Source organism: Ruegeria sp. BHSC026, assembly GCF_059613065.1.
On record NZ_JBXWRV010000015.1, the window covers coordinates 17,094 to 42,450 of the forward strand.

Sequence of the window (25,357 nt, forward strand, 5' to 3'; positions counted from 1 at the left end):
TGCGTTTATGAGCGATCAAGAAACCGGGGGCAAGAGCCAGCAATGACCGATGCAGCGATCAGCCTTCGCGGCCTGCGCAAAACCTATCGTGGCGGCAAGGGCCAGCCCGAGAAACACGCGCTGAAGGGCATTGACCTGGATATCCCGCGCGGGTCGGTCTTTGGCCTGCTGGGGCCGAACGGCGCAGGCAAATCGACCCTGATCAACATTCTCGCAGGGCTGGTGATCAAGACCGCCGGCCAGGTTACGATCTGGGGCTATGACCAGGACCGCAACCCGCGCCAGGCCCGCGCGGCCATCGGGGTGATGCCGCAGGAGCTGAACCTCGACCCGTTCTTCACCCCCCGCGGCGCGCTCGAGGTGCAGGCGGGACTTTACGGCGTTCCCAAATCGCAACGCCGCAGCGACGAGATCCTCGAACTGGTGGGCCTCAGCGACAAGGCCGAGGCCTATGCCCGCACGCTGTCGGGCGGGATGCGGCGGCGGCTGCTGCTGGCCAAGGCGCTGGTGCACCACCCGAAAATCCTGGTGCTGGACGAACCCACCGCCGGCGTGGACATCGAACTGCGCCAGATGCTGTGGGCCAATGTGCGCAAGCTGAACCAGCAGGGCATGACCATCATCCTGACCACCCACTACCTGGAAGAAGCGCAGGAGATGTGCGACGAGATCGCCATCATCAACCACGGGGAAAAGGTCGCGCAGGACAGCACCGCCAACCTGCTGGGCCGCATGGACGGCCGCACCATGGTCATCACCCCCGAGGCCCCCGTGACCGCCCTGCCCGCCGCCCCCGGCGTTCAGACCAGCCTGCGCGACGACGGCAGCCTGGCGCTGCACTACCGCAGCCCGGAAACCAGCGCCGAGCAGGTGCTCGAGGCGGTCCGGCAGGCCGGCATCCGCATCCGCGACGTGCGCACCGAAGAGGCCGATCTCGAGGATGTGTTCCTCGCCCTGACCTCCTCACGCGCCGACGACGCTCCGGCCGACGATCAGGACCAGCCGCGCCGGGGCCTGCACCGGGTCAAGTTGTGACTACGCCCTGTGCCACTTTGGCATGGGCAGATGAGGTCTTTTGCAGAACAACCAAGACCACTCGCCACGCCGCCCTTGCATAAGCGCATTGTGGACGAAGTTGTCTTTCGCTTCGTTCACCAGGCACAACTGTTTTGCGGAAACATGGGCGAAGCACGGTGTTGGCCAGGTAACGCAAACCAGGGGCAGGTCATTTTGCCAGCCAGCGCGAGTTTGACATACCTCAATGACGGAAGCCGGAGGAACCCTATCCTGAGAAAGCTACTCGAATTGAATTTTCTGAAAGGTAGGAGTTTGCCCATTGATGACCCTAGCAAGAGTATCTCGAACTGCATTTTTCCTGCTTTCGCTCATTTGTTTTTCGACTGTCGCGTGGGCCGATCCGGCTACCCGCAAGAGCGAAAAAGTTGAACGATTTGGGTATTGGTATGTGGTGAAGAAGCCTGCGACATTTGTCATAGCCCAAACTGGACAGAAAGGGCGCTATACGCTCTGTAGCGCGGTGCTCTTTTCCAAAGATGGATCCTTAGAATTCGAGGCGAAGAATGATCAGGCTTGGTCGTTCTACGCATCCAAAAAGGGATGGGATTATTCCTTCGGCAGGAAAAAGTTAACGTTGAAGTCCGGTTCGCGGGAAATTCGGATTCCTGAGGCACTTTATGGAGGCTCGATGATTTCCGGGATGAGCCACAACTTTCTTGCTGGCCGCCCGATCTCCATGGCCACGTTCCGCTCCTTCATCTCGCAGGGTAAGCCGATTTCTATTCATGATAACCGCGGCAGACTGCTTGTGACTTTTCCGAACGATGGAGATGATCTCTCAAAGGCGTTTAAACGGGCAATCGAATGCTCACTGTCGAACAAACCGTAGTCAGACCGGGAGCGAGGCCATGCGTTTTACTCTTTCGAAAATCGCAATCGTACTGACCCTCCTCGCCTGTTCCGTTTCAGCCACGCATGCAGAGGGGCAGTTTCTGGAAGGATGCCTCGCGCTAAAAGGCAATGAACAGCAGTTCAGAAAAACGACCGTAACGTGGCTTGCGCAGCAGAAAGGGGAAACAATAATCGCGTATGCATCAATAAATGTTGGGGGCAAGGCAGCAGTCTGTGGCTTATACGTGAACGAAGGGGTCGTGCCTCAGACAGACCTGAAGTTTATGCTCTCCAAGAGCGAGATAAAGGTCGGTCGACAGACATTGTTAAGAAATCTCTCCTTTTTTAAGAATGCGTGTAATGGTGGCGGATGCAAACTTTGCGCGCCTTGCTTTATGACAACATTGAATTGGAAACCGGCTTACGCGCGGGCGAAACTGAGTTTACACGCAACTGAAAGCTTCGAAATCAAATAGTTACATTTCGACCACGGGGCGCAAGAACAGCCATATCTCTGTGACGAGCTGAGCCCAGATTTCGCGCTGATCGGAAGGTAGATTTCCAAGCTGCAATCCAATCGGTTCACGAATGCAGAGATAGCTTTGAAGCCAGCCAAGATGATGTTTGCTGCGAATGCACGACACGTCCGCTCAGGGCTCGAACCAGAACTTCACCGCACCTGAATTGGCGACCCGTTTCCTGCGCAATGCAGACAAGGACTCGAAAAAGAACAAAACAAGAATATAATGACGACTCGCCATGTATGCCGAGCTGTCGATCACGTCGAACTTCACCTTCCTCACCGGGGCCTCGCACCCCGAGGAGTACATGGAGCGCGCCGTCACCCTGGGCCTGCCCGCCATCGCCATCGCCGATGACAACTCGGTGGCCGGCATCGTCCGCGCCCACACCCAGGCGCGCGAGATCGCCCGCAAGGTGCGTGAGCGCCGCGCGTGGGAGGAGCAGAACACGCCCATCGGCCCGCCCTGCCCCGATCACATCCCGAAACCGCCTTCGTTCCCGGTGCATGCGGTGCCGCGCCTGATCCCGGCGGCGCGGCTGATCTTTACCGATGCCCCGCCCGTCACCGCCCTGCCCATCAACCGGCAGGGCTGGGCCAACCTGTGCCGCCTCCTGTCCACCGGACGGCTGCGCGCGGCCAAGGGCGACTGCATCCTGCACCTGTCCGACCTGCTGGAGTTTTCCGACGGTCTGCACCTGCTGCTCTGGCCACAGGCGGGCCGTCCGACCGGCGGCGCGAGCGGATGGCGGACACAGGCACAACAGCTGACGCGCCGCTTTGCCGGGCGCATGCATCTGCTGATGCATCCCCGCTATGACGGGGCGGATGCGGCATTTTTCCAAGTGTTAGAAACTGAATCGTGTCATCTTGACCTGCCCACCATCGCCAGTGCCGCGCCGATGATGCATCACGGCTCGCGCCGCCGGCTGGCCGATGTGCTGACCGCGATCCGGCTGCGCCGCAAGGTGGACGATCTGGGCCGCCACGCGCTGGCCAATGGCGAACAGCGCCTGCGGTCCGAGGCCGAGATGCTGCGCATCTTCAAGGGGCACGAAGGCGCCGTGGCCCGCGCGTATGCGCTCAGCCAGGAACTCACCTTCTCGCTGGACGAGCTGCGCTATGAATATCCCAGCGAGGTCAGCGGCACCGAAACCCCCGCCCAGCGCCTGCATCGGCTGGCGCATGAAGGGTTGAAATGGCGCTATCCCGCTGGCGCGCCCGAAAAGGTCAAGGCGATGCTGGCGCATGAACTGACCCTGATCGGCAAGCTGAAATACGAGCCCTACTTCCTGACCGTCCGCGACATCGTGCATTTTGCCCGCGGCCGCGGGATCCTGTGCCAGGGGCGCGGGTCGGCGGCCAATTCGGTGGTCTGCTATTGCCTGGGCGTCACCTCGGTCAGCCCCGAGATGGGCACCATGGTCTTTGAACGCTTCGTCTCCGAGGCGCGGGACGAGCCGCCCGACATCGACGTGGATTTCGAACATGAACGCCGCGAAGAGGTGATCCAGCACATCTATGAACGCTATGGCCGCCACCGCGCGGGGCTGTGCGCCACGGTGATCCACTATCGCGGCAAGCGCGCCATCCGCGAGGTGGGCCGCGCCATGGGCCTGACCGAGGACACGATTTCCGCCCTGTCCTCGCAGCTGTGGGGGTTCTTCTCGACCGCGGGTCTCGAGGCCGAGCGGATGCGCGAGATCGGCCTCGACCCAGAGGATCGCCGACTAAAACAGACTCTAACACTGGTACATCAGATCAACGGCTTCCCCCGCCACCTGTCCCAGCATGTAGGCGGGTTCATCATCACCGAGGGCCGTCTGGACGAGCTGGTGCCCATCGAAAACGCCACGATGGAGGACCGCACGGTCATCTGCTGGGACAAGGACGACATCGATTCCCTAGGCATCCTCAAGGTCGATGTCCTGAGCCTTGGCATGCTGACCTGTATCCGCAAGGCCTTTGACCTGATCGCCCAGCACCACCAGACCAGCTATACGCTCGCCACCCTGCCGCCCGAAGACCCGGCGGTCTATGACATGCTGTGCCGCGCGGATTCGGTGGGCGTGTTCCAGGTGGAATCACGAGCGCAGATGAACTTCCTGCCCCGGATGCGGCCGCGCAATTTCTATGACCTGGTGATCGAGGTCGCCATCATCCGCCCCGGCCCCATCCAGGGCGACATGGTGCATCCCTATATCCGGCGGCGGAATGGCGAGGAGGAGGTCAGCTTCCCCTCGGACGCACTGGGCGAGGTGCTGGGTAAGACGCTGGGCGTGCCGCTGTTTCAGGAACAGGCGATGCAGATCGCCATCGTCGGCGCGGGCTTCACCCCGGAACAGGCCGACCGGCTGCGGCGGTCGCTGGCGACCTTCAAGAAGCATGGCAATGTCAGCGAATTCCGCACCCTGTTCCTGCGCGGGATGCAGCGCAACGGCTATGACGCCGAATTTGCCGAGCGGTGCTTCTCGCAGATCGAGGGGTTCGGCTCCTACGGCTTCCCCGAAAGCCACGCGGCCAGCTTTGCGCTGCTGGTCTATGCCAGCGCCTGGATCAAGTGCCACCATCCGGGGATTTTCGCCTGCGCGCTGCTGAATTCGCAGCCGATGGGGTTCTATGCTCCCGCCCAGATCGTGCGCGATGCGCGCGAACATGGCGTGCAGGTGCGTCCGGTCTGCATCAATGCCAGCTTCTGGGACAACGTGATGGAGCCCGACGGCCATGGCGGGCTGGCCCTGCGGCTGGGCTTTCGCCAGATCAAGGGCCTAAGCGAGGAGGACGCCAGTTGGCTGACTGCCGCGCGCGGCAACGGCTACCACCAGGTTGACGACGTCTGGCGCCGCGCGGGGCTTGGCCCCTCGGTGATCGAACGTCTGGCCGAGGCCGATGCCTTTGCCGCCTGCGGCCTGACCCGGCGCGAGGCGCTGTGGCAGGCCAAGGCGATCGCCACCGCCCGGCCTCTGCCCCTGTTCGCGCAGGATCTGGAAGGTGAGGCGCTGGACGAGCCCGCCGCCCATCTGCCGCAGATGTCGCTGGGCGAACAGGTGGTCGAGGATTACGTCGCCACCCGCCTGAGCCTGCGGGCACACCCGGTGGCCCTGCTGCGGCACCTGCTGACGCCGGGGCAGCGCGACAATTCCGCCCCTGCATCCGGGCCGGAAAACGCGGTATCGGCTCGGAACAGAGCCTGAATTGAAAGCCCCGACCATGTCCCGGCCCGTGCTACCCCCACGTTTTCTCGCCACGCCCGACCAGATCCGGGCGCAGGTCACCGCATTCTACGCCCGCGTCCGGCAGGACGCCCTGCTGGGCCCGATCTTCAACCGTTACGTCACCGACTGGCCCGCACATGAGGACCGGATCGCCGCTTTCTGGCGCAACGCCATCCTGTTTGAGCGCGGCTACAGCGGCAATCCGCAGCGCGTGCATATCGAGCGTCCGGACGTGAAACCCGAGATGTTCGCCCATTGGCTGGACCTGTTCGAAAAGGTCGCCCACGGCACCCTGCCCCCGGAAACGGCCACTCCTTGGGTGGCGCTGGCCCGCCGTATCGGGGCGGGAATGCAGGCCGGTGTCGCGGCCGCCCGCCAACCGGCCGGGGCACCGCCGATCTTGCGCTGAAAGGCCGGTCCCGCAGGAATGTTAGCGGTAAAGTTTGGGCTATCCGACTCTGCCGATTGGGTTTAATCAGGCCTCAGACACCTACCACTGCATCCAACCGCCCGGGGCCAGCCATATGAGCAAACAGAACTCCACCGTTCAGGGACTTGGCTTTGCCTTTCTCGGTTTTGCCGTCTTTGCCACCCATGACGCGCTGATCAAGACGCTGGGCGGCACTTATTCGGTGCTGCAGATCATCTTTTTCGCCACGCTGTTTTCGTTTGTGCCGATGGCGGTCACGATTCTGGCGGACAAGGCCACTGGAAACTTCCTGCCTCGCCATCCATGGTTGGTCATGCTGCGCTCGGGGCTGATGGTCACGGGTATGTCCTGTGCCTTCTACGCCTTCTCAGTCCTGCCACTGGCCGAAGTCTACTCGCTGCTGTTTTCCTTTCCGCTGATCGTCACCGTCCTGTCGATCCCGATACTGGGCGAGGTCGTGCGCGCCCAACGCTGGGCCGCGGTGGGCGTGGGCCTGATCGGGGTGCTGATCGTCCTGCGCCCCGGCGCGACCGAAATCACCCTGGGCCACATTGCCGCCCTGACGGCTGCGTTCTGCAGCGCGTTCGCATCCGTGCTGGTGCGTAAGATCGGAAACGAGGAACGCTCGGCGGTGCTGATCCTGTATCCGATGCTGCTGGCGATCGTGGTCATGAGCCTGGCCCAACCAGCCGTCTATCAGCCGCCGTCCCTGCTTCATCTGGCCATGATGGCGCTGGTCGGCGTGTTTTCGGTGATCGCCCAGCACCTGATCATCCTGGCCTATCGCGCGGCGCCCGCCGGCGTAGTCGCCCCCAGCCAATACAGCCAGATCATCTGGGCCACGATCTTTGGTATGGTTTTCTTTGGCGAACGCCCAGATGTCTGGGTCGCAGTCGGGGCCAGTATCATCATCGCGTCCGGTGTATTCGTTGTCTGGCGTGAGAGCCGGGCCAATGTATCGCCGAACAAGCCGGTTCTGCGCGTGCGTTCGCCGCGCTCTGACACCGGCGCCTCGGCGCGGCCAGGGTCCTAGAGCCGCCACGCGGCTGGGCGGTCGCGTTACCTCTCTTTGCAGCGGATCTTGATATTTCCGTTCTCGCCAGATTCTTCGAACTTTCCGATTCCACGGACCAGATCGCTCAGTCGGTTGAATCCGTAGGTCCGCGTGTCGAAATCCGGGTAATTCATGCTCAGCTGGCGGCCGACCCAGCCCAGGGTGACCCAGCCATCCGGCTCGTCGGATTTGAGCACGACATTGCGGATCAGCTGGTAGGCATGGTTCAGGTCTTTTTTCGACGGAGCCTTCTTGGTCTTTTCACCGCCGGCGCTTTCTTTCTTGATGTTTTCGATCAGAATGAACCGGTTGCAGGCCGCCACGAAAGCCTTCGGGGTCTTGCGCTCACCAATGCCGTAGACCCTCAGCCCCTGCTCGCGGATGCGGCTGGCAAGCCGGGTGAAATCGCTGTCCGAGGACACCAGCACGAACCCGTCGAAACGGCCCGAATGCAGAATGTCCATCGCGTCTATCACCAAGGCGATGTCTCCGGCGTTCTTACCGGTTGTGTTGGCGAATTGCTGGTGCGGTACGATGGCGTATTCCGCCAGTTTCTCGGCGCTCCAGCCCTGCGGGATACCGCCGGAAAAATCGCCGTAGATCCGGCGCAGGCTCGCCTCTCCCAATGTGGCGACTTCTTCGAAAATTTCGGCGACGTGTTTTGCCGGGACGTTTTCGGCGTCGATCAGAACGGCCAGGCGTTCCGTTGCTTCAGTGGTCAATTTAGTCTCTCTATTCAGGTATTTATCAATGCTCTGAAGATAAGAGGCAAAAAGGGCGGTTTAAACCCCGCCCTTGCAATTTCCGATTGTCAGTAGATCACCACAGACCGGATGCTTTCGCCTTTGTGCATCAGGTCGAAGCCGGTGTTGATGTCGTCCAGACCCATGGTGTGGGTGATCATCGGGTCGATCTCGATTTTCCCTTCCATGTACCAGTCAACGATCTTGGGCACGTCCGTTCGGCCACGCGCACCACCAAAAGCGGTGCCGCGCCACGACCGGCCGGTGACCAGCTGGAACGGACGGGTCGAGATCTCGGCCCCCGCAGGCGCCACGCCGATGATGATGGATTCGCCCCAGCCCTTGTGCGCCGACTCCAGCGCCGCGCGCATCACCTGCACGTTGCCGGTGGCGTCAAAGGTGTAGTCCGCACCGCCCTTGGTCAGGTTCACCAGATAGGGGACAAGATCGCCCTCGACCTCGGCGGGGTTCACGAAATCGGTCATGCCGAATTTCTCGGCCATCTCGCGCTTGGCGGGGTTCAGGTCGACGCCCACGATCTGGTCGGCCCCGGCGAGACGCAGACCCTGGATCACGTTCAAGCCGATGCCGCCCAGGCCGAACACGATGGCGCGGCTGCCGATTTCCACCTTGGCGGTGTTGATCACCGCGCCGATGCCGGTGGTCACGCCACAGCCGATATAGCAGATCTTGTCGAACGGCGCGTCCTCGCGCACCTTGGCCAATGCGATTTCCGGCAGAACCGTGTGGTTCGAGAAGGTCGAGCAGCCCATGTAGTGCAGGATCGGATCCCCATCCAGCGTCGAGAAACGCGAGGTGCCGTCGGGCATCAGGCCCTTGCCCTGCGTCTCGCGGATGGCCTGGCACAGGTTGGTCTTGGGGTGCAGGCAGTATTCACACTCGCGACATTCGGGAGTGTAGAGCGGGATCACGTGATCGCCCGGCTTCAGGCTGGTCACGCCCTCGCCCACCTCAACCACCACGCCGGCGCCTTCATGGCCCAGAATGGCCGGGAACAGCCCCTCGGGGTCGGCCCCCGACAGGGTGAATTCATCGGTGTGGCAGATGCCGGTGGCCTTGATCTCGACCAGAACCTCACCGGCCTTGGGGCCTTCGAGGTTCACCTCCATCACTTCCAAGGGCTTGCCCGCCTGAAGGGCAACGGCGGCACGAGTACGCATGTTGCTATGTCTCCCTGTCAATTTCGCACGACCCTGCGTCAATTGCAGGGTGTTTTCAACTGCGCTTTCATGGCAGGCTCTGCAAGCCATTGATATTTCAGAAACGACATTGCCGAAAAGAGGAGCGCCAATGTACCGCATGATCCCGATCCTGATCCTGCTGACCGCCTGCGCGGAAACCGACCTACCCGAGCCCGCCCCGCTGGAACCCGAAGCCGCGCCGGTGGATCTGGCCTTCTGCAAAGGCGAACCCTTTGCCCAGTCCGTGGGGCAGCCGGTCTCAACCATTCAGGCCAGCCTGCCGGAACGGAGCCGCGTTCTGGGCCCCGATGACATCGCCACGCAGGATTACCGTATCGACCGGCTGAACGTCTATGTGAACGGAGCCGGAGTCATTCAGCGGCTGACCTGCGGATAAGGGCGGACTCGACTCGGCGCATGATTCTCAGATAAGAACAAAATAAGAACAATCTGATGTCTGCCCGATGCCCAAACGCCGAATACTCTCGTTGTGGTTTCCACGTCTGGGGGCCGAACGGCTGATCCGCGCCGCCCGCGGCCTGCAGTCCGGCCCGCTGGCGGTGGTGGCCGAACAGTCGAACATGCAGGTCATCACCTCGCTGAATACCGAGGCACAGGCCGCCGGTCTGCGCGTGGGCCAGCCGGTGCGCGATGCGCATGCCATGTGCGCGGCCCTTGTCACCCGCCCCCGCAACGCCCCGGCCGAGGCTGCTTTTCTGACCGCGCTGCGCCGCTGGGCGGGCAAGTTCAGCCCCTGGGTCGCCGAAGAGGCCCCCGATGGCCTGATCGTCGATCTGTCGGGCTGCGCCCATCTGTTCGGCGGCGAAGAGGCGCTGCTGGACGTGATCGAGACCGACTGCGCCGACATGGGGCTGAGCGTGCAGATGGGTATCGCCGACACGCTGGGCGCAGCCTGGGCGCTGGCGCGCTATGCCGGGCAAGAGGCCACCTCGGACCGCAATGGCGACGCCATTTCCCAAGAGGCCCGCGCCACCCGCGCCCGGGCTGGCAAGCGGCGGCACTGGACCAAGGGCGGCGCCGCGCCGCAGGTGGTGGCCGTGGGCGGCGGGGCCCGGATCGCGCCACCGGGGCAGGCCTATGGCGCGCTCGCCCCCCTGCCCATCGCGGCGCTGCGGCTGGACGACCAGACCGTGGCGCAGCTGAACCGGCTGGGCCTGCGGCGGATCGGCGACCTGTTGGGCCAGCCGCGTGCCAGTTTGGCCCGCCGGTTCGGGCGCGGTCTGGTTCTGCGGCTGGATCAGGCGATGGGCAGCGCGCCCGAGCCGGTCTCGCCCGCCCGCCCCCCGCATCACTTTGCGGTGCGGATGACCCTGCCCAACCCGATCGGCCTGACCGAGGACGTGATGGCCGCCATCGACCGGATGCTGCCGACCCTGTGCGCGCGGCTGGAGGAAAAGGCGCGCGGGGCGCGGACCCTGCGGCTCGAGGCGCACCGCACCGATCAGGCGGCCGAGATCGTCGAGATCGGGCTGGCCCGCCCGAGCCATGACAAACACCGCATTCGCCCTTTGTTAGAGATGAAAATCGATCAGATCGACGCAGGCTATGGCATCGACATGCTGCGCCTTGCGGCGGTGCAGACCGAGCCGGTTCATGCCCGCACCCTGACCGGCCATGCCGAGGCCAGCCGCGCCGTCCGCAACCGGCTGGAGGGGAACACCGCGCTGGACGATCTGATCGGAAAGCTGGGCGCGCGGGTGGGGCTCGAGGCGATCACGCGGCAGCACCCGGCGGCCTCGCATATCCCCGAGAAAACCGCGCAGACGCTGGCGGCGGCCTGGTCGGAACCGGCCCGCGACTGGCCCGCCCCGCCGCGCCCGCGCCCCCTGCTGATGTGGCGGCCCGAGCCGGTGATGGCCCCCGACCACCCGGATGTGCCCACCAGCTTCCGCTGGCGCGGGCGCGACTGGCACCTGGCACAGGCCACCGGCCCGGAACGGATCGCCCCGGAATGGTGGCTGGACGACCCCAACTGGCGCAGCGGCGTGCGCGATTACTGGGTGGTGGTGACCGAACAGGGCGAGCGGCTATGGCTGTTCTACGGCCATGGCGGCACCATGTCGGCGGGCTGGTTCTGTCAGGGACGCTTTGGTTAGAGTCTATTTTCCGCGATAGACCAGAAGATCCGGAAGGTAGTCGATCAGCCGGATGACCCACGAGAACGGCGCCGGAAAGTCGGTCCGGAAACGCCGGCGCGCCATTGCGCGCAGCACGCGCTGCGCGGCGTCTTCGGGCTCCATCAGCATCGGCATCTTGAAGCTGTTCTTGTCGGTCAGCCGGGTCTTGATGAACCCCGGATTGACGATGCGCACCGTCACCCCGGTTCCGGCCAGGTCATGCCGCATCGTTTCGGCCAGCGAGATCAGCGCCGCCTTGCTGGACCCGTACCCGATCGCCGCAGGCAGTCCGTGATAGCCCGCCAGCGACCCGATCAGGGTAATGTCGCCACGCCCCGCCCGCACCATGGCCGGCACGGTTTCCCCCAGAACCCGCAGCGCACCTGAATAGTTCACGTCGCTGATGGCCAGCGCGGCTTCGGTCTGCCAGTCCTGCGCGCGCATCGGCTCATAGGCCCCGGCGTTGTAGACCAGACCATCGACTGGGCCGATCTCGGCCACGGCGCGGCGCACCTGCGCCAGATCGGTCACGTCCAGCGGGACCGCACGAGCATGAGGCAGCGCGGCGCAGATCTGCTCCAGCCGCTCGGCATTGCGCGCAGACAGCACAACGTGCGCGCCCTGACCGCTCAAGGCCTCGGCCAGCGCCCGGCCCAGACCTTCGCTGGCACCGATGATCCAATAGGTATTTCCGTCAAAACCGCTCATGCCGGGCGGTTCGCATGTGCCGAAGCGTGAACAGCCGCGGTCTTGGATTGGGTTGTCTCGATCATAACATTTTTCATTACGCGGACGGGCAGGCCCCGGATCACCAGCCGCCGCGATTGGTGCAATCCTGACGCACTGCCCGCCGATCGGCCGCAAACAGGGAAAAACATACCCCGGATTTGATCCGGTCCGGCCTACCCTGCGTATCCTATTGTAAAATGTCGCATAAAGAGGATGGCATGTTCGACGAAACCCGGGGCGTACGGAAAAAAATCGCAATTGTAGGCGCAGGCATCTCAGGATTATCAGCGGCTTATTACCTGTCGGAAAGTCACGACGTCACCCTGTACGAGGCCGAACCCCGTCTGGGCGGACACGCGCGCACTGTGATGGCAGGCCGCAACGGCGACCAACCGGTCGATACCGGGTTCATCGTATTCAACTATGCCACCTATCCCTATCTGACCAAGCTGTTCGGTGAACTGGACGTGCCGGTCATGAAAAGCGAGATGAGCTTTGGCGCCACCATTGACAATGGACGCATCGAATATGGCCTGAACAATCTGCGCACCATCACCGCGCAGAAGCGCAACCTCGTGCGGCCGTCCTATTACAAGATGATCGCCGACATCCTGCGCTTTGGCAAAGAAGCGCCCGAGGCCGCTCGGGATGATGACACTACGATTGGTGAACTGGTTGACCAGATGCGATTGGGCCACTGGTTCCGCAACAACTATCTGATGCCGATGTGCGGCGCGATCTGGTCCACTCCGGTCGAGTTCGTCGATCAGTTCCCGGCGCGGTCGCTGGTGCAGTTCTTCCGCAACCACGCCTTGCTGTCCAGCAAACGCGGCGCCCAGCACCAGTGGTGGACCGTCAAGGGTGGCAGCATCGAATATGTCCGCCGGCTCGAAGCCGCGTTGCGCGGCCGGGGTTGCGACATCCGCCTGGGCGCGCCGGTCTCGAGCGTCGAGCGCGATGCGTTGGGCGTGACCGTTCAGGCGCAGGGCCGCTCGGATCAATATGACGAAATCATCCTGGCCACCCACTCCGACCAGTCGCTGGCCATTCTGGGCCAGAACGCCACCGCCGACGAGGCCGCGGCGCTGGGCGCGATCCGGTATCAGCCCAACCGCGCGGTGCTGCATTGCGATCCCAGCCAGATGCCGCGCCGCCGCGCCTGCTGGTCCAGTTGGACCTACCGCTCGCAGGCGGGGAAGGTGGGCGTGACCTACTGGATGAACCGGTTGCAGAACATCCCCGAAAGCGACCCCCTGTTCGTCACCCTGAACCCGTCTTCCGACATCGCGCCCGACAAGATCTATGACGAGGTGGAATTCGCCCATCCGGTGTTCGACAAGGCCGCGCTGAAAGCGCAGGCCCAGATCCGCGAGATGCAGGGCCGCAACCGGACCTGGTTCGCCGGCGCCTACAACCGGCATGGGTTCCACGAAGACGGAATCGCCAGCGCGATGCATGTGGTCGGGCTGTTGACCGGCGATCCGCAAACCATCGGAGCTGAAAATGCGATACCTGATCCAAGCGTCGCTGTCCCGGTTACGGCCAGCCCGTAACGCAGCGATCCTGAGCCTGGTTCTGCTGGCCCCTGCCGGGCTGGCGGCCACGCCCGTCACCGACGTGCTGCCCGATGCCGAGCTGCGTGGCACCGCCACCTTCCGGTTTCTTGGCCTGCCGATCTATGACGCGCAGCTGTTCACCAAAGGCGGCGGCCCGCTCAGCTGGTCGCAGGATTTCGGGCTGAAGCTGACCTATCGGAGATCGCTGAAGCAGAAGGCGCTGATCGACTCCACGCTGGACGAGATGGCGCGGCAAGGCAACAGCGCCCCGATCGAGGCGCAGCTGAAAACCTGCTATCAGGCGGTCAGTGCCGGCGACAGCTATGTGGCCGTCACCAAAGGCCCCGACGCGATCGAGTTCTGGCGCAACGGGCGCAAGACCTGCACCCTCTCCCATCCGGGGATCAAGCGCAGCTTCATGTCGATCTTTCTGGGCAACAACACTCGGTCCGCCGCCTTTACGCGTCAGCTGCGGGGTCAGTGATGTTGTATCCGCGTGTCAGCCTCTATGCGCTGATGCTTGCTGCGGCGGGTATCCCGCTCTACATCCACCTGCCGCGCTTTGCGGCGGTGAACCTCGGGATCGGCCTGGGGGTGATCGGCACGGTTCTGCTGCTGATCCGGCTGGTGGATCTGGTGCAAGACCCGCTGATCGGCTGGGCCATCGACCGCTGGCCGGGCGCGCAGATGGGTTTTGCCGTCTCGGCCGCCGGGGGGCTGGCGGTGGGTTTTCCGCTGTTGTTCTCACTGCCGCAGGGGGCGAGCGTCGGCGTTCTTGTGGCGATCCTGATCCTGCTGTTTTCCGCCTACAGCCTGGGCACCATCCTGCTTTATGGTCGCAGCGCGACGCTGGCCAAACAGGCCACGCCGCGCGAGTTGATGACCCTCGCCGCCTTTCGTGAAGGCGGGCAACTGGCCGGCGTGGTCCTGGCCGCCAGTGCTCCGGCGCTGTTCGTGGCCCTGGGCGCGGGCGCGCAGGGCTACCCGGCCTTCGGGCTGTTTCTAGGCGGGCTGGCACTGGCCACGATGGTGCTGACATTGCCGATCTGGCGGCGCGCGCCCATTACCGGGCAGGGGCTTTCGTTCGACGGGCTGGGTCAGGCCGGAGCCCTGCGTCTGCTGGCGCTGGCGCTGGTCAACAGCCTGCCGGTTGCGATCACCTCGACCTTGTTCCTGTTCTTCGTCGAGGACCGGCTACAATTGCCGGGCAAGGCCGGGCCACTGCTGATCCTGTTCTTCCTCAGCGCCGGGGCCACAGTGCCGCTCTGGGCGCGACTCAGCAACCGGATTGGCCCGAAACAGACACTGATCATTGCGATGCCGCTGGCCATTCTGGGCTTTGTCGGCGCGGCCATGCTGGCGCCCGGCAACCTGGTCGGGTTCGCGGTGATCTGCCTGGCGTCGGGGGCGGCGCTGGGGGCGGACATGGTGGTGCTGCCGGCCATGTTCTCGGTGGTGCTGACACGCGCGGGGCTGAATGCCTCGGCCGCATTCGGCATCTGGTCTTTCGCCGGCAAACTGGGGCTGGCTCTGGCCGCATTCTTCACCCTTCCGCTGCTGGAACGCAGCGGCTTTGTGCCCGGTCAGGCGAATTCGGCGCAGGCGTTGGAAACGCTCAACCTCGCCTATGCCGTGCTGCCCTGCATCCTGAAACTCGGCGCGTTCGGAATGGTCCTGACGCTGCCTACAGAGGTACCCGCAAAATGACATTCCTCCTGATTGCCTCACTGGCCGTATTGGCCCTGATCACGGTCAAAGCCCGCCTTCTCAGCTTTCGCTCGCAATCGCCGTCGGACTATGCCGGAACCGGCCCCGATTTCTCGTTGAAGGACAATCTGAACGGGGAAATCCTGTCCGAAGGGCTGATCTATGGCCCGACTGGCAAGATGTCGAACAGCTTCGTGGCGCGGATGATCGGGGAATGGAACGGCAGTTCCGGCACTCTGACCGAGTATTTCACCTATTCAAACGGTAAGCAGATGAACCGAAAATGGTACCTGACCATGGGCGCAGGCAACAGCTTTACCGCAACCGCCGACGACATCGTCGGCGAAGGCCGCGGCGTGATCTCGGGCGCGACGGTCAGGCTGACCTATCGCATCGTTCTGCCCGAAGATGCCGGGGGCCATACCCTTGACGTCACCGACTGGATGTACCTGACCGAAAGCGGCGCGATCATGAACCGCTCGGAGATGCGCAAGTTCGGCCTGAAGGTGGCCGAGCTGGTCGCCACGATGCGCCCCGCCCCGCCAGAAAAGACGGCGCATGTGCCCGGCGCAAACGGTCATGCCCGCACCGCCGACCCGAGGGCCCTGCAATGACCCGTCTCATGAAACGACTGGCGTTCGCTTGCCTGCTGCTGACGGCGGCCTGCGCCTTCAAACCAAAAGTTCCGAGCACTTTTCTGTCGGACCGCCAGCTGAACCTCGAAGAGTTCTTTGAGGGCCACACCGTGGCCTATGGGCAGTTCCAGGACGTACTAGGCAACATCCCCCGTCGGTTCACGGTCGACATCAACGGGACATGGGACGGCCAGACGCTGACCCTGGTCGAAGATTTCGTCTATGACGACGGCGCCACTGAACAGCGCATCTGGACCCTGACCAAAACCGGCGAGGATACTTGGACCGGCACCGCGCCCGGCGTTCTGGGCACCGCGTCGGGAACCGAGCGCGGCGATACGTTCAACTGGAAATACCGCATCGACCTGCCGGTGAAAGACGGAACGATGCGCGTCGATTTCGATGACTGGATGTGGCTGCTGGACGATGACCGCCTGCTGAACCGCGCCTACGTGTCGCGCTTTGGCATCCGGCTGGGCGAAGTCGTGCTGTTCTTCGAAAAGAAGTAACCACGCCACAAGGCGTCCTGGTCAGTCTTAGGAAAAAGTGGTGAGCCGTGCAGGATTCGAACCTGCGACCCACTGATTAAAAGTCAGTTGCTCTACCAACTGAGCTAACGGCCCACTCTTTTCATTGGATCGTTGTGATCCGTGGCGCTGTCTAAGGCATTTTCCCCACCGGGTACAAGCCCTTTTTTGCACCGCGTTCCGCCTGAAATCAGTGTGTTCCCGGCGTCCCGATAGGCGGCCTAATTAGGGTTGAGGCGGCGGGGGGTCAACCCCTTTTTTCAGGAATCTTCGCGCCGGGCTGGATTCATGTCTGCGGCAAGGCTATATGCCCGCCATGCAACAGCGACCCGACACTGGTTTGCCCTTCATGAAGATGCACGGGCTTGGCAATGACTTCGTCATTGTTGACGCGCGCGCGCATCCGGTGCAGATCACGCCGGCGCTGGCGCGCGGGATCGGACACCGGCAATTCGGGGTCGGATTCGACCAGCTGGCCGTCATCGAAAACGGCGAATCGGATGCGCATCTGGTGTTCTACAATGCCGACGGGTCGATCTCGGCCACCTGCGGCAACGCCACCCGCTGCATCGCCCGGTTCCTGATGCAGGAAAGCGGCAAATCCGAACTGACGCTGACCACCAGCCACGGTACGCTGCTGGCGCGGGACGCAGGCGACGGGCTGACCTCGGTCAACATGGGGCACCCGCAGCTGGACTGGGCCGATATTCCATTGGCGGAAGAAGTGGATACGTTGGAACTGCCGATCGAAGGCGGACCGGTGGCCACCGGCATGGGCAACCCGCATTGCACCTTCTTCGTCGAGGATGCCGATGCGATTCCGCTGGAGGAATTCGGCGCGCGCTATGAGCATCACCCGCTCTATCCGCAGCGCACCAATGTGCAAATCGCCCAGATCATCGGCCCGGATCACATCCGCATGCGGGTGTGGGAGCGCGGCGTGGGCATCACGCTGGCCTCGGGCTCGTCGTCGTGTGCCACGGCCGTGGCGGCGGCGCGGCGTGGCCTGACCGGGCGCACGGTGCAGATCGAGCTGGACGGCGGTACCATCTGGATCGACTGGCGCGAGGACGGCGTCTGGATGACCGGCCCCACCTGCCATGTCTTCTCGGGCACGCTGACGCCCGAATTTCTGGAGTCGCTGGGATGAACCCGCCGAAATTCACCACGCTGGGCTGCCGGCTCAACGCCTATGAGACCGAGGCGATGAAGGAGCTGTCGCAACAGGCCGGGCTGACGAATGCGGTGATCGTGAACACCTGCGCCGTCACCGCCGAAGCCGTGCGCAAGGCCCGGCAGGAAATCCGCAAGCTGCGCCGCGAGAACCCGAATGCGCGCCTGATCGTGACCGGCTGCGCGGCCCAGACCGAACCGCAGACCTTTGCCGCGATGGATGAGGTCGATGCGGTGATCGGCAATACCGAAAAGATGCGCCCCGAGACCTGGAAGGGCATGGCCGCCGATTTCATCGGCGAGACCGAGGCCGTGCAGGTCGACGACATCATGTCGGTCACCGAAACCGCGGGCCATCTGATCGACGGGTTCGGCACCCGCTCGCGCGCCTATGTGCAGGTCCAGAACGGCTGTGACCATCGTTGCACCTTCTGCATCATCCCCTATGGCCGCGGCAACTCGCGCAGCGTCCCGGCGGGCGTGGTGGTGGACCAGATCAAGCGGCTGGTGGACCGGGGCTATAACGAGGTCGTGCTGACTGGCGTCGACCTGACATCCTGGGGGGCCGACCTGCCCGCAAGCCCCAAGCTGGGCGATCTGGTCATGCGCATTCTGAAACTGGTGCCCGATCTGCCGCGCCTGCGCATCAGCTCGATCGATTCGATCGAGGTGGACGAGAACCTGATGCAGGCCATCGCGACCGAGCCGCGCCTGATGCCGCATCTGCACCTGTCCCTGCAGCATGGCGACGACCTGATCCTGAAACGGATGAAGCGCCGCCACCTGCGCGACGATGCCATCCGATTCACCGAAGAGGTCCGCAAACTGCGCCCCGAGATCACCTTTGGCGCCGACATCATCGCGGGCTTTCCGACGGAAACCGAGGCGCATTTCCAGAACTCGCTGAAACTGGTGACCGACTGCGACCTGACCTGGCTGCACGTCTTTCCCTATTCCAAACGCGAAGGCACCCCCGCCGCGCGCATTCCGCAGCAGGTCAACGGCGCCGTCATCAAGGATCGTGCCGCGCGGCTGCGGGCGGCCGGCGACGCGCAGGTTGCCAAGCACTTGGCGGCACAGCTGGGCAAGACCCATCACATCCTGATGGAGAATCCCCACATGGGCCGGACCGAGCAGTTCACCGAGGTTTCATTCACGACTCCGCAACCCGAAGGACAGATCGTGACGGCCCGGATCATCGGACTGGATGGTCAACGGCTGACCGCCTGACCGGCGTCCCCGGTTGGGGTATCATTGGCCAGAAGCTCTTCGAAGAACACGCTGATCAACTGGGCCCGGCCATCCACACCTGCCTTGGCATAAATTGACGCGGATTGCGCGCGCACGGTTCCGACCGCCCGGCCCCGGATACGCGCGATGTTTTCGTTGTCGAATCCTTTGAGGATCAGCAGGCCAACGTCACGTTCCGCGCCGGTCAGGCCCCAGCGATCAAAGAAGCCATCGATCACTTGGGCCAATTCCCCCCGTGCCACGCGCAAGCCCTGCCTTGCCTGCTCCATCCGAACCAGCAGCGCCCGCAGTTCGACCATCAGAACCCAGATTCCAGCGCCCAGAACAACCGCAACGAAGGTTTCCAGCGCCAGATGCGTCGGGTGCCCGCCCGCATCGAAATCGAGAATGACATCGATCAGAAAGAACGTGGCACACAAGACCTGGACAATGATCATCGCGGTCAGAATCTTGGCCCGGCGCACATCCGTATCCCCGGGCCAAAGAGTTTCGAGAATGCGTTTCTTCATTTTGTCGAAATTCCATCAGGAATGTTCTTGCTTCCTGTTATCATGGCTTTGACCAAAGCAACACCGGTCCTGCGCTGGTCCAGCACAACCCCGCAGACGTGCAGTACGACCGAGACCATCAGCCAGTTGAACGCAAGCTCGTGCAGTTCTTCGACCCATTCGAACCCAAAGAACCGAACGGTGCCCATCATGATCCCCGTGATGCAGATCACAATCAGCGTGGCCCAGATGTTGTAGGCCATCCACGCCCCCAGCGGGTTGTGCGACAGGTGAACGGTCCGGTCTCCACGCAGGATCTCGCCCGTATGGGCCAGCGCGGCCCGGGGGTTGGGCGGAAACGCCGTGAACCGCGCCGTCTGGACCCCCAGAAAACCCCAGACAAGCCGCAGCAAGACAAGACCCAGGGTGGCATATCCAATGATTTCATGCAGGTCCCCTTCGGGGTCCGTGACGACCGCATTCAACAACACACCGGCCAGCACAGACCAGTGAATCACGCGCACCAACGGGTCCCAAACGTGCACCAGGCGGACGCTGTCGCGCCCACCTTCGGCCAGGTTGAAACCGGGCATGTCCGACTTCACCCCTTGACCTTCGAGACCTTGCCGGTTGCCGGATCCACATAGACCTCGGCCATTTCGCCGTCCTTGACGACATAGGCTTCGATCTCGCCGTCTTCCTCCTCGATCTTGCGCACGTCATAGCCAAGCTCGGTCAGTGCGCTGCGCACGGCGTCTTCGGTTTTGCCAAGTTCCATGTCGGGCGCCAGATCGGCGGCCAGCGCGGGGGCGGCAACAAGCAAAGCGGCTGCGATGAAAGGGAATTTCATGTGGTGGTCTCCTCGGTTCAGGTGAACGCGCCATGCAGTCCGGCGCTAAACGGAAACTGCCGGCAGGTGGCACGCGGCACCATATTCTTTGGGCTTAGATGGCCGGGATAAGCCGACGCTGACGGCAGGAACCCGCCAACGGACCGGCAAGAAAAAGGGCCCCGCACGATGCGCGGGGCCCTTGGTGTCTTTGGTATGGTCCCTGACGGATCAGGCGGATTTCTTACCCTTGACCGGCGCCCACAGGCGCTTGTTCACCAGGTACAACAGCACCGACAGGATGGTCAGGAACAGCACGCCGACAAAGCCGGCTTGCTTGCGCTCCATCATCTTCGGCTCGGCCGTCCACATCAGGAACGCAGCAACGTCCTGTGACATGGATTCGACGGTGGCTTCGTGACCATCGGCGAATTCGACCTGATCGTCCGACAGGGGCGGGGCCATCGAGATCCAGCCGCCGGGGAAGGCAGTGTTTTCATAAAGAACCGTGCCGGCCTCTTCCTTTTCCTTGCCGGTATAACCGTCCAGCAACGAGGCGATGTACTCCGCACCACCCATGCCCTTGACCAGCTGGTTGATTCCCAGACCGTAAGGCCCGTGGAAGCCCGCACGCGCCTTGGCCATCAGGCTCAGGTCTGGTGCGCCCACACCGTCATTTTCGGGGAAATGGTCTGTCGGTTTGGCCGGACGGAAATCGTCCAGCTCGGGGTCGAACACCTCAAAGGTTCCAGCCGCATAGGCGATGACTTCTTCTTCCGAGTAACCCAACGCCGTGAGATCGCGCAGCGGCACGTATTTCAGGCCGTGGCAAGCCGCGCAGACCTCGGTATAGATCTGCAGGCCGCGCTGCAGCTGGTTCTGATCCCAGGTGCCGAATGGCCCTTCGAACGAGAACGCGAAGTCTTCGATGTGCTGTTCGCCGCCCCCGGCTGCGGAAACCGCAGCAGGAGCAAGAGCGATGGCAAACGCGGCGCCGATTGCAAGTTTCTTGAACATGGTTTCCCGTCCCTCTTCTTACTCGGCCGGCGTGGCTTCGGCGTCAGCCTTGCCGTAATGCGCGTTGAAGTCTTCTTCGATGGTTTCCGGCTGCGGCTCGGGCTTCTCGATCACGCCGAGGATCGGCAGGATCACGAAGAAATAGGCGAACCAGTAGGCGGAGGCGATCAGCGAGAAGGTCGCATAGGGTTCCTCTGCGGGCATGGCTCCCAGCCACATCAGGGCAAAGAAGTCGATGACCAGAAGGTAGAACCACCATTTGAACATGGGGCGGTACTTGCCCGACCGCACACTCGAAGTGTCCAGCCAGGGCGCCAGCGCCATGGCCAGGATTGCACCGAACATCGCCAGAACACCAAAGAACTTGGCGTCGATGATGCCACCGGTGATGAAACTGGCGAACTGGACGACCCATACTTCGCTGGTGAAGGCACGCAGGATCGCGTAGAACGGCAGGAAGTACCATTCGGGCACGATGTGCGCGGGCGTAACCAGCGGGTTGGCTTCGATGTAGTTGTCCGGGTGACCCAGGTAGTTCGGCATGAAGCCGACGATTGCCCAGAACACGACCAGCACGACAGCCAGCGCAAACAGGTCCTTGATCACGAAATAGGGCCAGAACGGCAAGGTGTCTTTCTCGGCCTCTGCTTTCGATCCACGACGAACCTCAACCCCGGTGGGGTTGTTGTTGCCGGTGGTGTGGAAGGCCCAGACATGCACGATGACCAGCCCCGCAATCACGAAGGGCAGCAGGTAATGCAGCGAGAAGAAACGGTTCAGCGTGGCGTTGTCCACGGCGGGTCCGCCCAGCAGCCAGGTCTGGATCGCGTCGCCAACGAAGGGGATCGCGCCAAACAGGCCGGTGATCACGGTTGCGCCCCAGAAGGACATCTGCCCCCAAGGCAGAACATAGCCCATGAAGGCGGTGGCCATCATCAGCAAATAGATCAGCATGCCGATGATCCAGGTCACCTCGCGCGGGGCCTTGTAGGAACCGTAGTACAGACCGCGGAAAATGTGGATATAGACGGCCACAAAGAACAGCGAGGCGCCGTTCATGTGCAGGTACCGCAACATGAAGCCGCCATTTACGTTGCGCATGATGTGTTCAATGCTGGCAAAGGCCAGATCGACATGCGGGGTGTAGTGCATCACCAGGACGATACCCGTGATGATCTGCAGTGCCAGGCAGAAGACCAGCACAATCCCCCAGATCCACATCCAGTTCAAGTTCTTGGGTGTGGGAATCATGAGGGTGTCGTAAAGAAGGCCGACGATGGGCAGGCGGCTGTTCAGCCACTTTTCGCCCTTGGTCTTCGGCTCGTAATGGTCGTGCGGGATACCGGACATCAGCGCGCCTCCTTAACCCAGCTTGATGGTGGTTTCGTCGAGGAACTCGGCAACCGGAACATGCAGGTTCTCGGGGGCCGGGCCCTTGCGGATGCGGCCCGCGGTGTCATAGTGCGACCCGTGGCACGGGCAGAACCAGCCTTGGAAGTCGCCTGCACCGTCACCCAGCGGCACACAGCCCAGATGCGTGCACACCCCCATCATCACCAGCCATTCGCCAGCCTCGTCCAGAGTGCGGTTCTCGTCTGTGGCCGGCAGGCCAGGCTTGTTGGCGTTGCGGTCAATCGGATCCGGCAACTCGTCCAGCGACACTTCGCGCGCCAGCTGGATTTCTTCTTCGGTACGGCGGCGGATGAACACCGGCTTGCCCAGCCATTTGACGGTGATCTGGGTGCCGACCTCGACACCGCTGACATCCACGCGGATCGAGGACAGCGCCTGAACGTCTGCCGAGGGGTTCATTTGGTTGATCAGGGGCCATACGGCGGCACCCGTCGCAACGACACCTGCGCCGCCGGCGGCGTAGTAGAGGAAATCTCTGCGGGTGCCTTCGTGGTCTTCTGCGTGGGACACGAGGTTTTCTCCGATTCCAGCGCCCGGCTTTCGGGCAAACATGCATCAGCACCGCATCAAAGCGGCGTCTCATCGCGGGTATCTAGCCGGGAGAAAACGGTTCGTCCAGCGGTCATAGGCGCGCACTACGCCGCATCTGGGCATTCATGTCACAATGCGGGGGTCATTTTTCAAGAACTTTGCCCCGAAACGGCGGAAATCCCTGGGTGAACGCGCGAATCACGCGGCAGGCGAATCCCGGGGCGTCGTCGCTCCGGCCGGGCGGTGATCCGGGCCCGCGCACAATGAGCGCCGGGCATCACCATACGGACCGGCAGGCCCTCGAGCATCCGGGGCAGTGGCCGACCGAGAATCCGCCAAATTTTTATTTTCAAGTCATTTTTTCAACAACCATGGCGCGCATTTTTGGGTTGCGGACCAGTCAGATTTGACGCAAGTCGGCGCGCGCGCGAACGCAGTGATCGAGGAGTCCCATGACATTATTCAGAACCGCCGTCCTGCTGGTCACGGTCGCCGCCACCCATCAAGCCTGGGCTGAAGGCGACCCCGCGCGCGGCGAGAAACTCTACAACCGCTGCTCGTCCTGCCACGCCATCATCAAGGATGGCGAGGTTCTGGTCAAAGGCGGCATCACGGGCCCGAATCTCTATGGCGTGGTCGGCAGAACCGCAGGAACCGAAAACGATTATCTGAACGGCAGTGAACGGCTGCCCATCGGCATGTTCACCGATGACATGATCCGCGCTGGTGAAAACGGCCTGGTCTGGACGCAAGAGAACATCGCCGCCTACGCCCGCGACCCGATCGGGTTCATCCGGGACTTCCTGAACGACGACACCGCCCGCCCGAACATGAGCATCAAGCTGAAGCAAGGCGCCGAGGACATCGCCGCCTATCTGGCCAAGTTCAGCGACTGAAGCGAAATCGGATCAGACTTCGCGCATGAGGGCGGCCAGTTGACCAAGCTCTGTGCCGATCCCGTATTGCTCGACATGCCCGGCGGCGGCCAGCCGCGCCGCCTCGGGCTTGTTCTGGTTCAGTTTCCAGGTGCCGTCGATCTGAGTGATCTGCAACCGGCAGGGCACGATCATGCGCATCATGCGCTCCAGCGCTGCCGGGTCCATCTTGTCGGCGCACCAGAGCGGCTTGGGCTTCAGCCGCTCTTCGAAAAAGGCCGATTGCCGATCCAGAAGATCGCTCAGCCGGTCTGAGGGCTGCAATTCCAGCCAGCCGGTCAGGTGGACCGCCACATAGTTCCATGTGGGCACCTGATCCGCGACCCCGTACCAATCGGGCGAAACATAGCCGTCGGGCCCCTGAACCGCGATCCGCGCCACCTTCGGGTCGGCCAGCGCCCGCACGATCGGGTTCGACCTCACCAGATGCAGCTCGGCCACCGCGCCATCCTCGGACAGCAGAAAGGGCACATGGCTGATCAATGGCGGGCCGTCAGCGGACAGCGCCAGTACGCCGAACCCCCGGCTGCGGGCAAACTCCACATGGCGCGCGCGGTCCTCGGCGCGAAAGGCTGGGTTGGGGTGCATGGCCGTCCTCCTGTCGACAGGTCTTGCAGATCGCGCGTGCGCTTGGCAAGGTCGCGCCGTTCTCAGGGCGGGGCGGAATTCCCCACCGGCGGTATGCGGGCCCAGGCCCGCCAGCCCGCGAGCGGCTCTGCCATCCAACCGGCAGAGTGTCAGCAGATCTGGTGAGAGGCCAGAGCCGACGGTTACAGTCCGGATGAAAGAGAACGAGCAGCGCGCCCCGCCAAGGGCGCGTCTGTCCGTGATCGCCTTGGGTGACGTGTCATGCCGCGCTGGCCGCGAAACCGTTCGCATCCGCCAGCAGGCCACCAAGCTGAAAGGAGATCATAATGACACACACCCGCTATGCTTTCGTCAAAGCCAACTGGCATTCCGATATCGTCGACCGCGCGCTGGACGGATTTCTGGAGTTGATCCCCGCCGATCAGGTCGATGTGTTCGACGTGCCGGGCGCGTTCGAAATGCCCCTGCTGGCCCGCGACCTGGCCCAGACGGGCCGCTATGCCGCCGTGGCCTGCGCGGCCTTTGTCGTCGATGGCGGCATCTACCGGCACGATTTCGTGGCGCAGGCCGTCATTGACGGGCTGATGCGCGCAGGGCTCGAAAGCGGCGTGCCGGTCCTGTCGGTGTCGCTGACGCCGCACCAGTACCAGGAAACCGACCATCACAACGCTATCTACCGCGCGCATTTCGTGGAAAAGGGGCGCGAGGCAGCCCGGGCGGCGCTGAAAATCGTCGAAACCCGTGCCGCACTGACCCGTGCGGCCTAGG

27 protein-coding genes, 1 tRNA gene and 1 riboswitch are annotated in these 25,357 nt (G+C 63.0%); of the genes, 17 read left to right on the forward strand and 11 right to left on the reverse strand.

Features of this window, described 5'->3' with window-relative positions; all coding sequences use genetic code 11:
* Positions 1-42 precede the first annotated feature (42 nt).
* The 6 genes from AC2FME_RS15220 (at position 43) to AC2FME_RS15245 (ending at position 7,106) form a co-directional block, all read left to right on the forward strand.
* Positions 43-1,035 carry an ABC transporter ATP-binding protein gene (locus tag AC2FME_RS15220; RefSeq protein WP_496800890.1) on the forward strand — a complete coding sequence of 331 codons (993 nt, stop codon included), beginning with the start codon at positions 43-45 and terminating at the stop codon, positions 1,033-1,035.
* 304 nt (positions 1,036-1,339) lie between these two features.
* Positions 1,340-1,906 (forward strand): hypothetical protein, encoded by a 567-nt coding sequence (locus tag AC2FME_RS15225; protein WP_496800891.1) that lies wholly within the window; start codon positions 1,340-1,342, stop codon positions 1,904-1,906.
* 19 nt (positions 1,907-1,925) lie between these two features.
* Positions 1,926-2,384 carry a hypothetical protein gene (locus AC2FME_RS15230; RefSeq protein WP_496800892.1) on the forward strand — a complete coding sequence of 153 codons (459 nt, stop codon included), beginning with the start codon at positions 1,926-1,928 and terminating at the stop codon, positions 2,382-2,384.
* A 283-nt stretch (positions 2,385-2,667) separates the two neighbouring features.
* Positions 2,668-5,622 carry an error-prone DNA polymerase gene (locus AC2FME_RS15235; RefSeq protein ID WP_496800893.1) on the forward strand — a complete coding sequence of 985 codons (2,955 nt, stop codon included), beginning with the start codon at positions 2,668-2,670 and terminating at the stop codon, positions 5,620-5,622.
* Between the two features lie 28 nt (positions 5,623-5,650).
* Complete coding sequence (locus AC2FME_RS15240; protein ID WP_496800894.1) at positions 5,651-6,052, forward strand: group III truncated hemoglobin; 402 nt, start codon at positions 5,651-5,653, stop codon at positions 6,050-6,052.
* Positions 6,053-6,167: 115 nt separating this feature from the next.
* Positions 6,168-7,106: a DMT family transporter gene (locus AC2FME_RS15245; RefSeq protein WP_496680082.1), complete on the forward strand. Its 939-nt coding sequence runs from the start codon at positions 6,168-6,170 to the stop codon at positions 7,104-7,106.
* Between the two features lie 26 nt (positions 7,107-7,132).
* Here the strand turns inward: AC2FME_RS15245 and AC2FME_RS15250 are convergent, their stop codons facing one another.
* Both AC2FME_RS15250 and AC2FME_RS15255 read right to left on the reverse strand, forming a co-directional pair.
* Entirely contained in the window at positions 7,133-7,849 is a 717-nt protein-coding gene (locus AC2FME_RS15250) for an NYN domain-containing protein (protein WP_496689477.1), read from the reverse strand.
* Between the two features lie 89 nt (positions 7,850-7,938).
* Entirely contained in the window at positions 7,939-9,051 is a 1,113-nt protein-coding gene (locus AC2FME_RS15255) for an S-(hydroxymethyl)glutathione dehydrogenase/class III alcohol dehydrogenase (RefSeq protein WP_496680086.1), read from the reverse strand.
* A 130-nt stretch (positions 9,052-9,181) separates the two neighbouring features.
* On the opposite strand from AC2FME_RS15255, the gene AC2FME_RS15260 reads away from it, so the two are divergent.
* Positions 9,182-9,469, forward strand: a complete 288-nt coding sequence (locus AC2FME_RS15260; RefSeq protein ID WP_496689475.1) for an I78 family peptidase inhibitor — start codon at positions 9,182-9,184, stop codon at positions 9,467-9,469.
* A 67-nt stretch (positions 9,470-9,536) separates the two neighbouring features.
* The gene (locus tag AC2FME_RS15265) at positions 9,537-11,189 is read left to right on the forward strand and encodes a DUF6504 family protein (RefSeq protein ID WP_496800895.1); all 1,653 of its coding nucleotides are present in this window, start codon (positions 9,537-9,539) and stop codon (positions 11,187-11,189) included.
* Between the two features lie 3 nt (positions 11,190-11,192).
* Here the strand turns inward: AC2FME_RS15265 and AC2FME_RS15270 are convergent, their stop codons facing one another.
* Positions 11,193-11,918 carry an SDR family NAD(P)-dependent oxidoreductase gene (locus AC2FME_RS15270; protein ID WP_496800896.1) on the reverse strand — a complete coding sequence of 242 codons (726 nt, stop codon included), beginning with the start codon at positions 11,916-11,918 and terminating at the stop codon, positions 11,193-11,195.
* A gap of 239 nt (positions 11,919-12,157) precedes the next feature.
* Here AC2FME_RS15270 and AC2FME_RS15275 point away from each other — a divergent pair, with 239 nt between their 5' ends.
* The 5 genes from AC2FME_RS15275 to AC2FME_RS15295 are packed head-to-tail and all read left to right on the forward strand — an operon-like array spanning position 12,158 to position 16,346.
* The gene (locus AC2FME_RS15275; RefSeq protein ID WP_496800897.1) at positions 12,158-13,492 is read left to right on the forward strand and encodes an NAD(P)/FAD-dependent oxidoreductase; all 1,335 of its coding nucleotides are present in this window, start codon (positions 12,158-12,160) and stop codon (positions 13,490-13,492) included.
* Positions 13,443-13,979 carry a hypothetical protein gene (locus tag AC2FME_RS15280; protein WP_490361072.1) on the forward strand — a complete coding sequence of 179 codons (537 nt, stop codon included), beginning with the start codon at positions 13,443-13,445 and terminating at the stop codon, positions 13,977-13,979. The genes AC2FME_RS15275 and AC2FME_RS15280 overlap by 50 nt, the downstream gene beginning before the upstream one ends.
* Entirely contained in the window at positions 13,979-15,202 is a 1,224-nt protein-coding gene (locus AC2FME_RS15285) for an MFS transporter (protein ID WP_496800898.1), read from the forward strand. Before AC2FME_RS15280 ends, AC2FME_RS15285 begins: the two co-directional genes overlap by 1 nt.
* The gene (locus AC2FME_RS15290; RefSeq protein WP_496796282.1) at positions 15,199-15,816 is read left to right on the forward strand and encodes a DUF3833 domain-containing protein; all 618 of its coding nucleotides are present in this window, start codon (positions 15,199-15,201) and stop codon (positions 15,814-15,816) included. The genes AC2FME_RS15285 and AC2FME_RS15290 overlap by 4 nt, the downstream gene beginning before the upstream one ends.
* An 8-nt stretch (positions 15,817-15,824) precedes the next feature.
* Positions 15,825-16,346, forward strand: a complete 522-nt coding sequence (locus AC2FME_RS15295; protein ID WP_496800919.1) for a DUF3833 family protein — start codon at positions 15,825-15,827, stop codon at positions 16,344-16,346.
* A 38-nt stretch (positions 16,347-16,384) separates the two neighbouring features.
* On the opposite strand, the gene AC2FME_RS15300 is transcribed toward AC2FME_RS15295, so the two are convergent.
* Positions 16,385-16,460 (reverse strand) — tRNA-Lys (locus AC2FME_RS15300).
* A 211-nt stretch (positions 16,461-16,671) separates the two neighbouring features.
* On the opposite strand from AC2FME_RS15300, the gene dapF reads away from it, so the two are divergent.
* Together dapF and mtaB are read left to right on the forward strand one after the other, a co-directional pair.
* Positions 16,672-17,514, forward strand: a complete 843-nt coding sequence (dapF, locus tag AC2FME_RS15305) for a diaminopimelate epimerase (RefSeq protein WP_496800899.1) — start codon at positions 16,672-16,674, stop codon at positions 17,512-17,514.
* Positions 17,511-18,767, forward strand: a complete 1,257-nt coding sequence (gene mtaB, locus AC2FME_RS15310) for a tRNA (N(6)-L-threonylcarbamoyladenosine(37)-C(2))-methylthiotransferase MtaB (protein ID WP_496689463.1) — start codon at positions 17,511-17,513, stop codon at positions 18,765-18,767. Before dapF ends, mtaB begins: the two co-directional genes overlap by 4 nt.
* Here mtaB and AC2FME_RS15315 read toward each other — a convergent pair.
* From AC2FME_RS15315 to petA, 6 genes are all read right to left on the reverse strand, one after another.
* Entirely contained in the window at positions 18,749-19,297 is a 549-nt protein-coding gene (locus tag AC2FME_RS15315; RefSeq protein ID WP_496800900.1) for a helix-turn-helix transcriptional regulator, read from the reverse strand. The genes mtaB and AC2FME_RS15315 overlap by 19 nt on opposite strands.
* A complete protein-coding gene (locus AC2FME_RS15320; RefSeq protein WP_496680108.1) occupies positions 19,294-19,869 on the reverse strand; it encodes a cytochrome b/b6 domain-containing protein in 576 nt (191 codons plus the stop codon). The genes AC2FME_RS15315 and AC2FME_RS15320 overlap by 4 nt, the downstream gene beginning before the upstream one ends.
* A gap of 8 nt (positions 19,870-19,877) precedes the next feature.
* Positions 19,878-20,126 carry a PepSY domain-containing protein gene (locus AC2FME_RS15325; RefSeq protein WP_496689457.1) on the reverse strand — a complete coding sequence of 83 codons (249 nt, stop codon included), beginning with the start codon at positions 20,124-20,126 and terminating at the stop codon, positions 19,878-19,880.
* Between the two features lie 210 nt (positions 20,127-20,336).
* Positions 20,337-21,122, reverse strand: a complete 786-nt coding sequence (locus tag AC2FME_RS15330; RefSeq protein ID WP_496680110.1) for a cytochrome c1 — start codon at positions 21,120-21,122, stop codon at positions 20,337-20,339.
* An 18-nt stretch (positions 21,123-21,140) separates the two neighbouring features.
* Positions 21,141-22,472, reverse strand: a complete 1,332-nt coding sequence (gene petB, locus AC2FME_RS15335) for a cytochrome b (RefSeq protein ID WP_496689455.1) — start codon at positions 22,470-22,472, stop codon at positions 21,141-21,143.
* A 12-nt stretch (positions 22,473-22,484) separates the two neighbouring features.
* The gene (petA, locus tag AC2FME_RS15340; protein ID WP_496680112.1) at positions 22,485-23,045 is read right to left on the reverse strand and encodes a ubiquinol-cytochrome c reductase iron-sulfur subunit; all 561 of its coding nucleotides are present in this window, start codon (positions 23,043-23,045) and stop codon (positions 22,485-22,487) included.
* Positions 23,046-23,518: 473 nt separating this feature from the next.
* On the opposite strand from petA, the gene AC2FME_RS15345 reads away from it, so the two are divergent.
* Positions 23,519-23,962, forward strand: a complete 444-nt coding sequence (locus AC2FME_RS15345) for a c-type cytochrome (protein WP_496800901.1) — start codon at positions 23,519-23,521, stop codon at positions 23,960-23,962.
* 12 nt (positions 23,963-23,974) lie between these two features.
* On the opposite strand, the gene AC2FME_RS15350 is transcribed toward AC2FME_RS15345, so the two are convergent.
* On the reverse strand, positions 23,975-24,589 hold the full coding sequence (locus tag AC2FME_RS15350) for an FMN-binding negative transcriptional regulator (protein WP_496800902.1): 615 nt from the start codon (positions 24,587-24,589) through the stop codon (positions 23,975-23,977).
* A gap of 54 nt (positions 24,590-24,643) precedes the next feature.
* Positions 24,644-24,798, forward strand: a riboswitch (FMN riboswitch).
* Positions 24,799-24,915: 117 nt separating this feature from the next.
* Between AC2FME_RS15350 and AC2FME_RS15355 the strand changes: the two genes are divergently transcribed.
* The gene (locus tag AC2FME_RS15355; RefSeq protein ID WP_496800903.1) at positions 24,916-25,356 is read left to right on the forward strand and encodes a 6,7-dimethyl-8-ribityllumazine synthase; all 441 of its coding nucleotides are present in this window, start codon (positions 24,916-24,918) and stop codon (positions 25,354-25,356) included.
* Position 25,357: the final 1 nt, after the last annotated feature.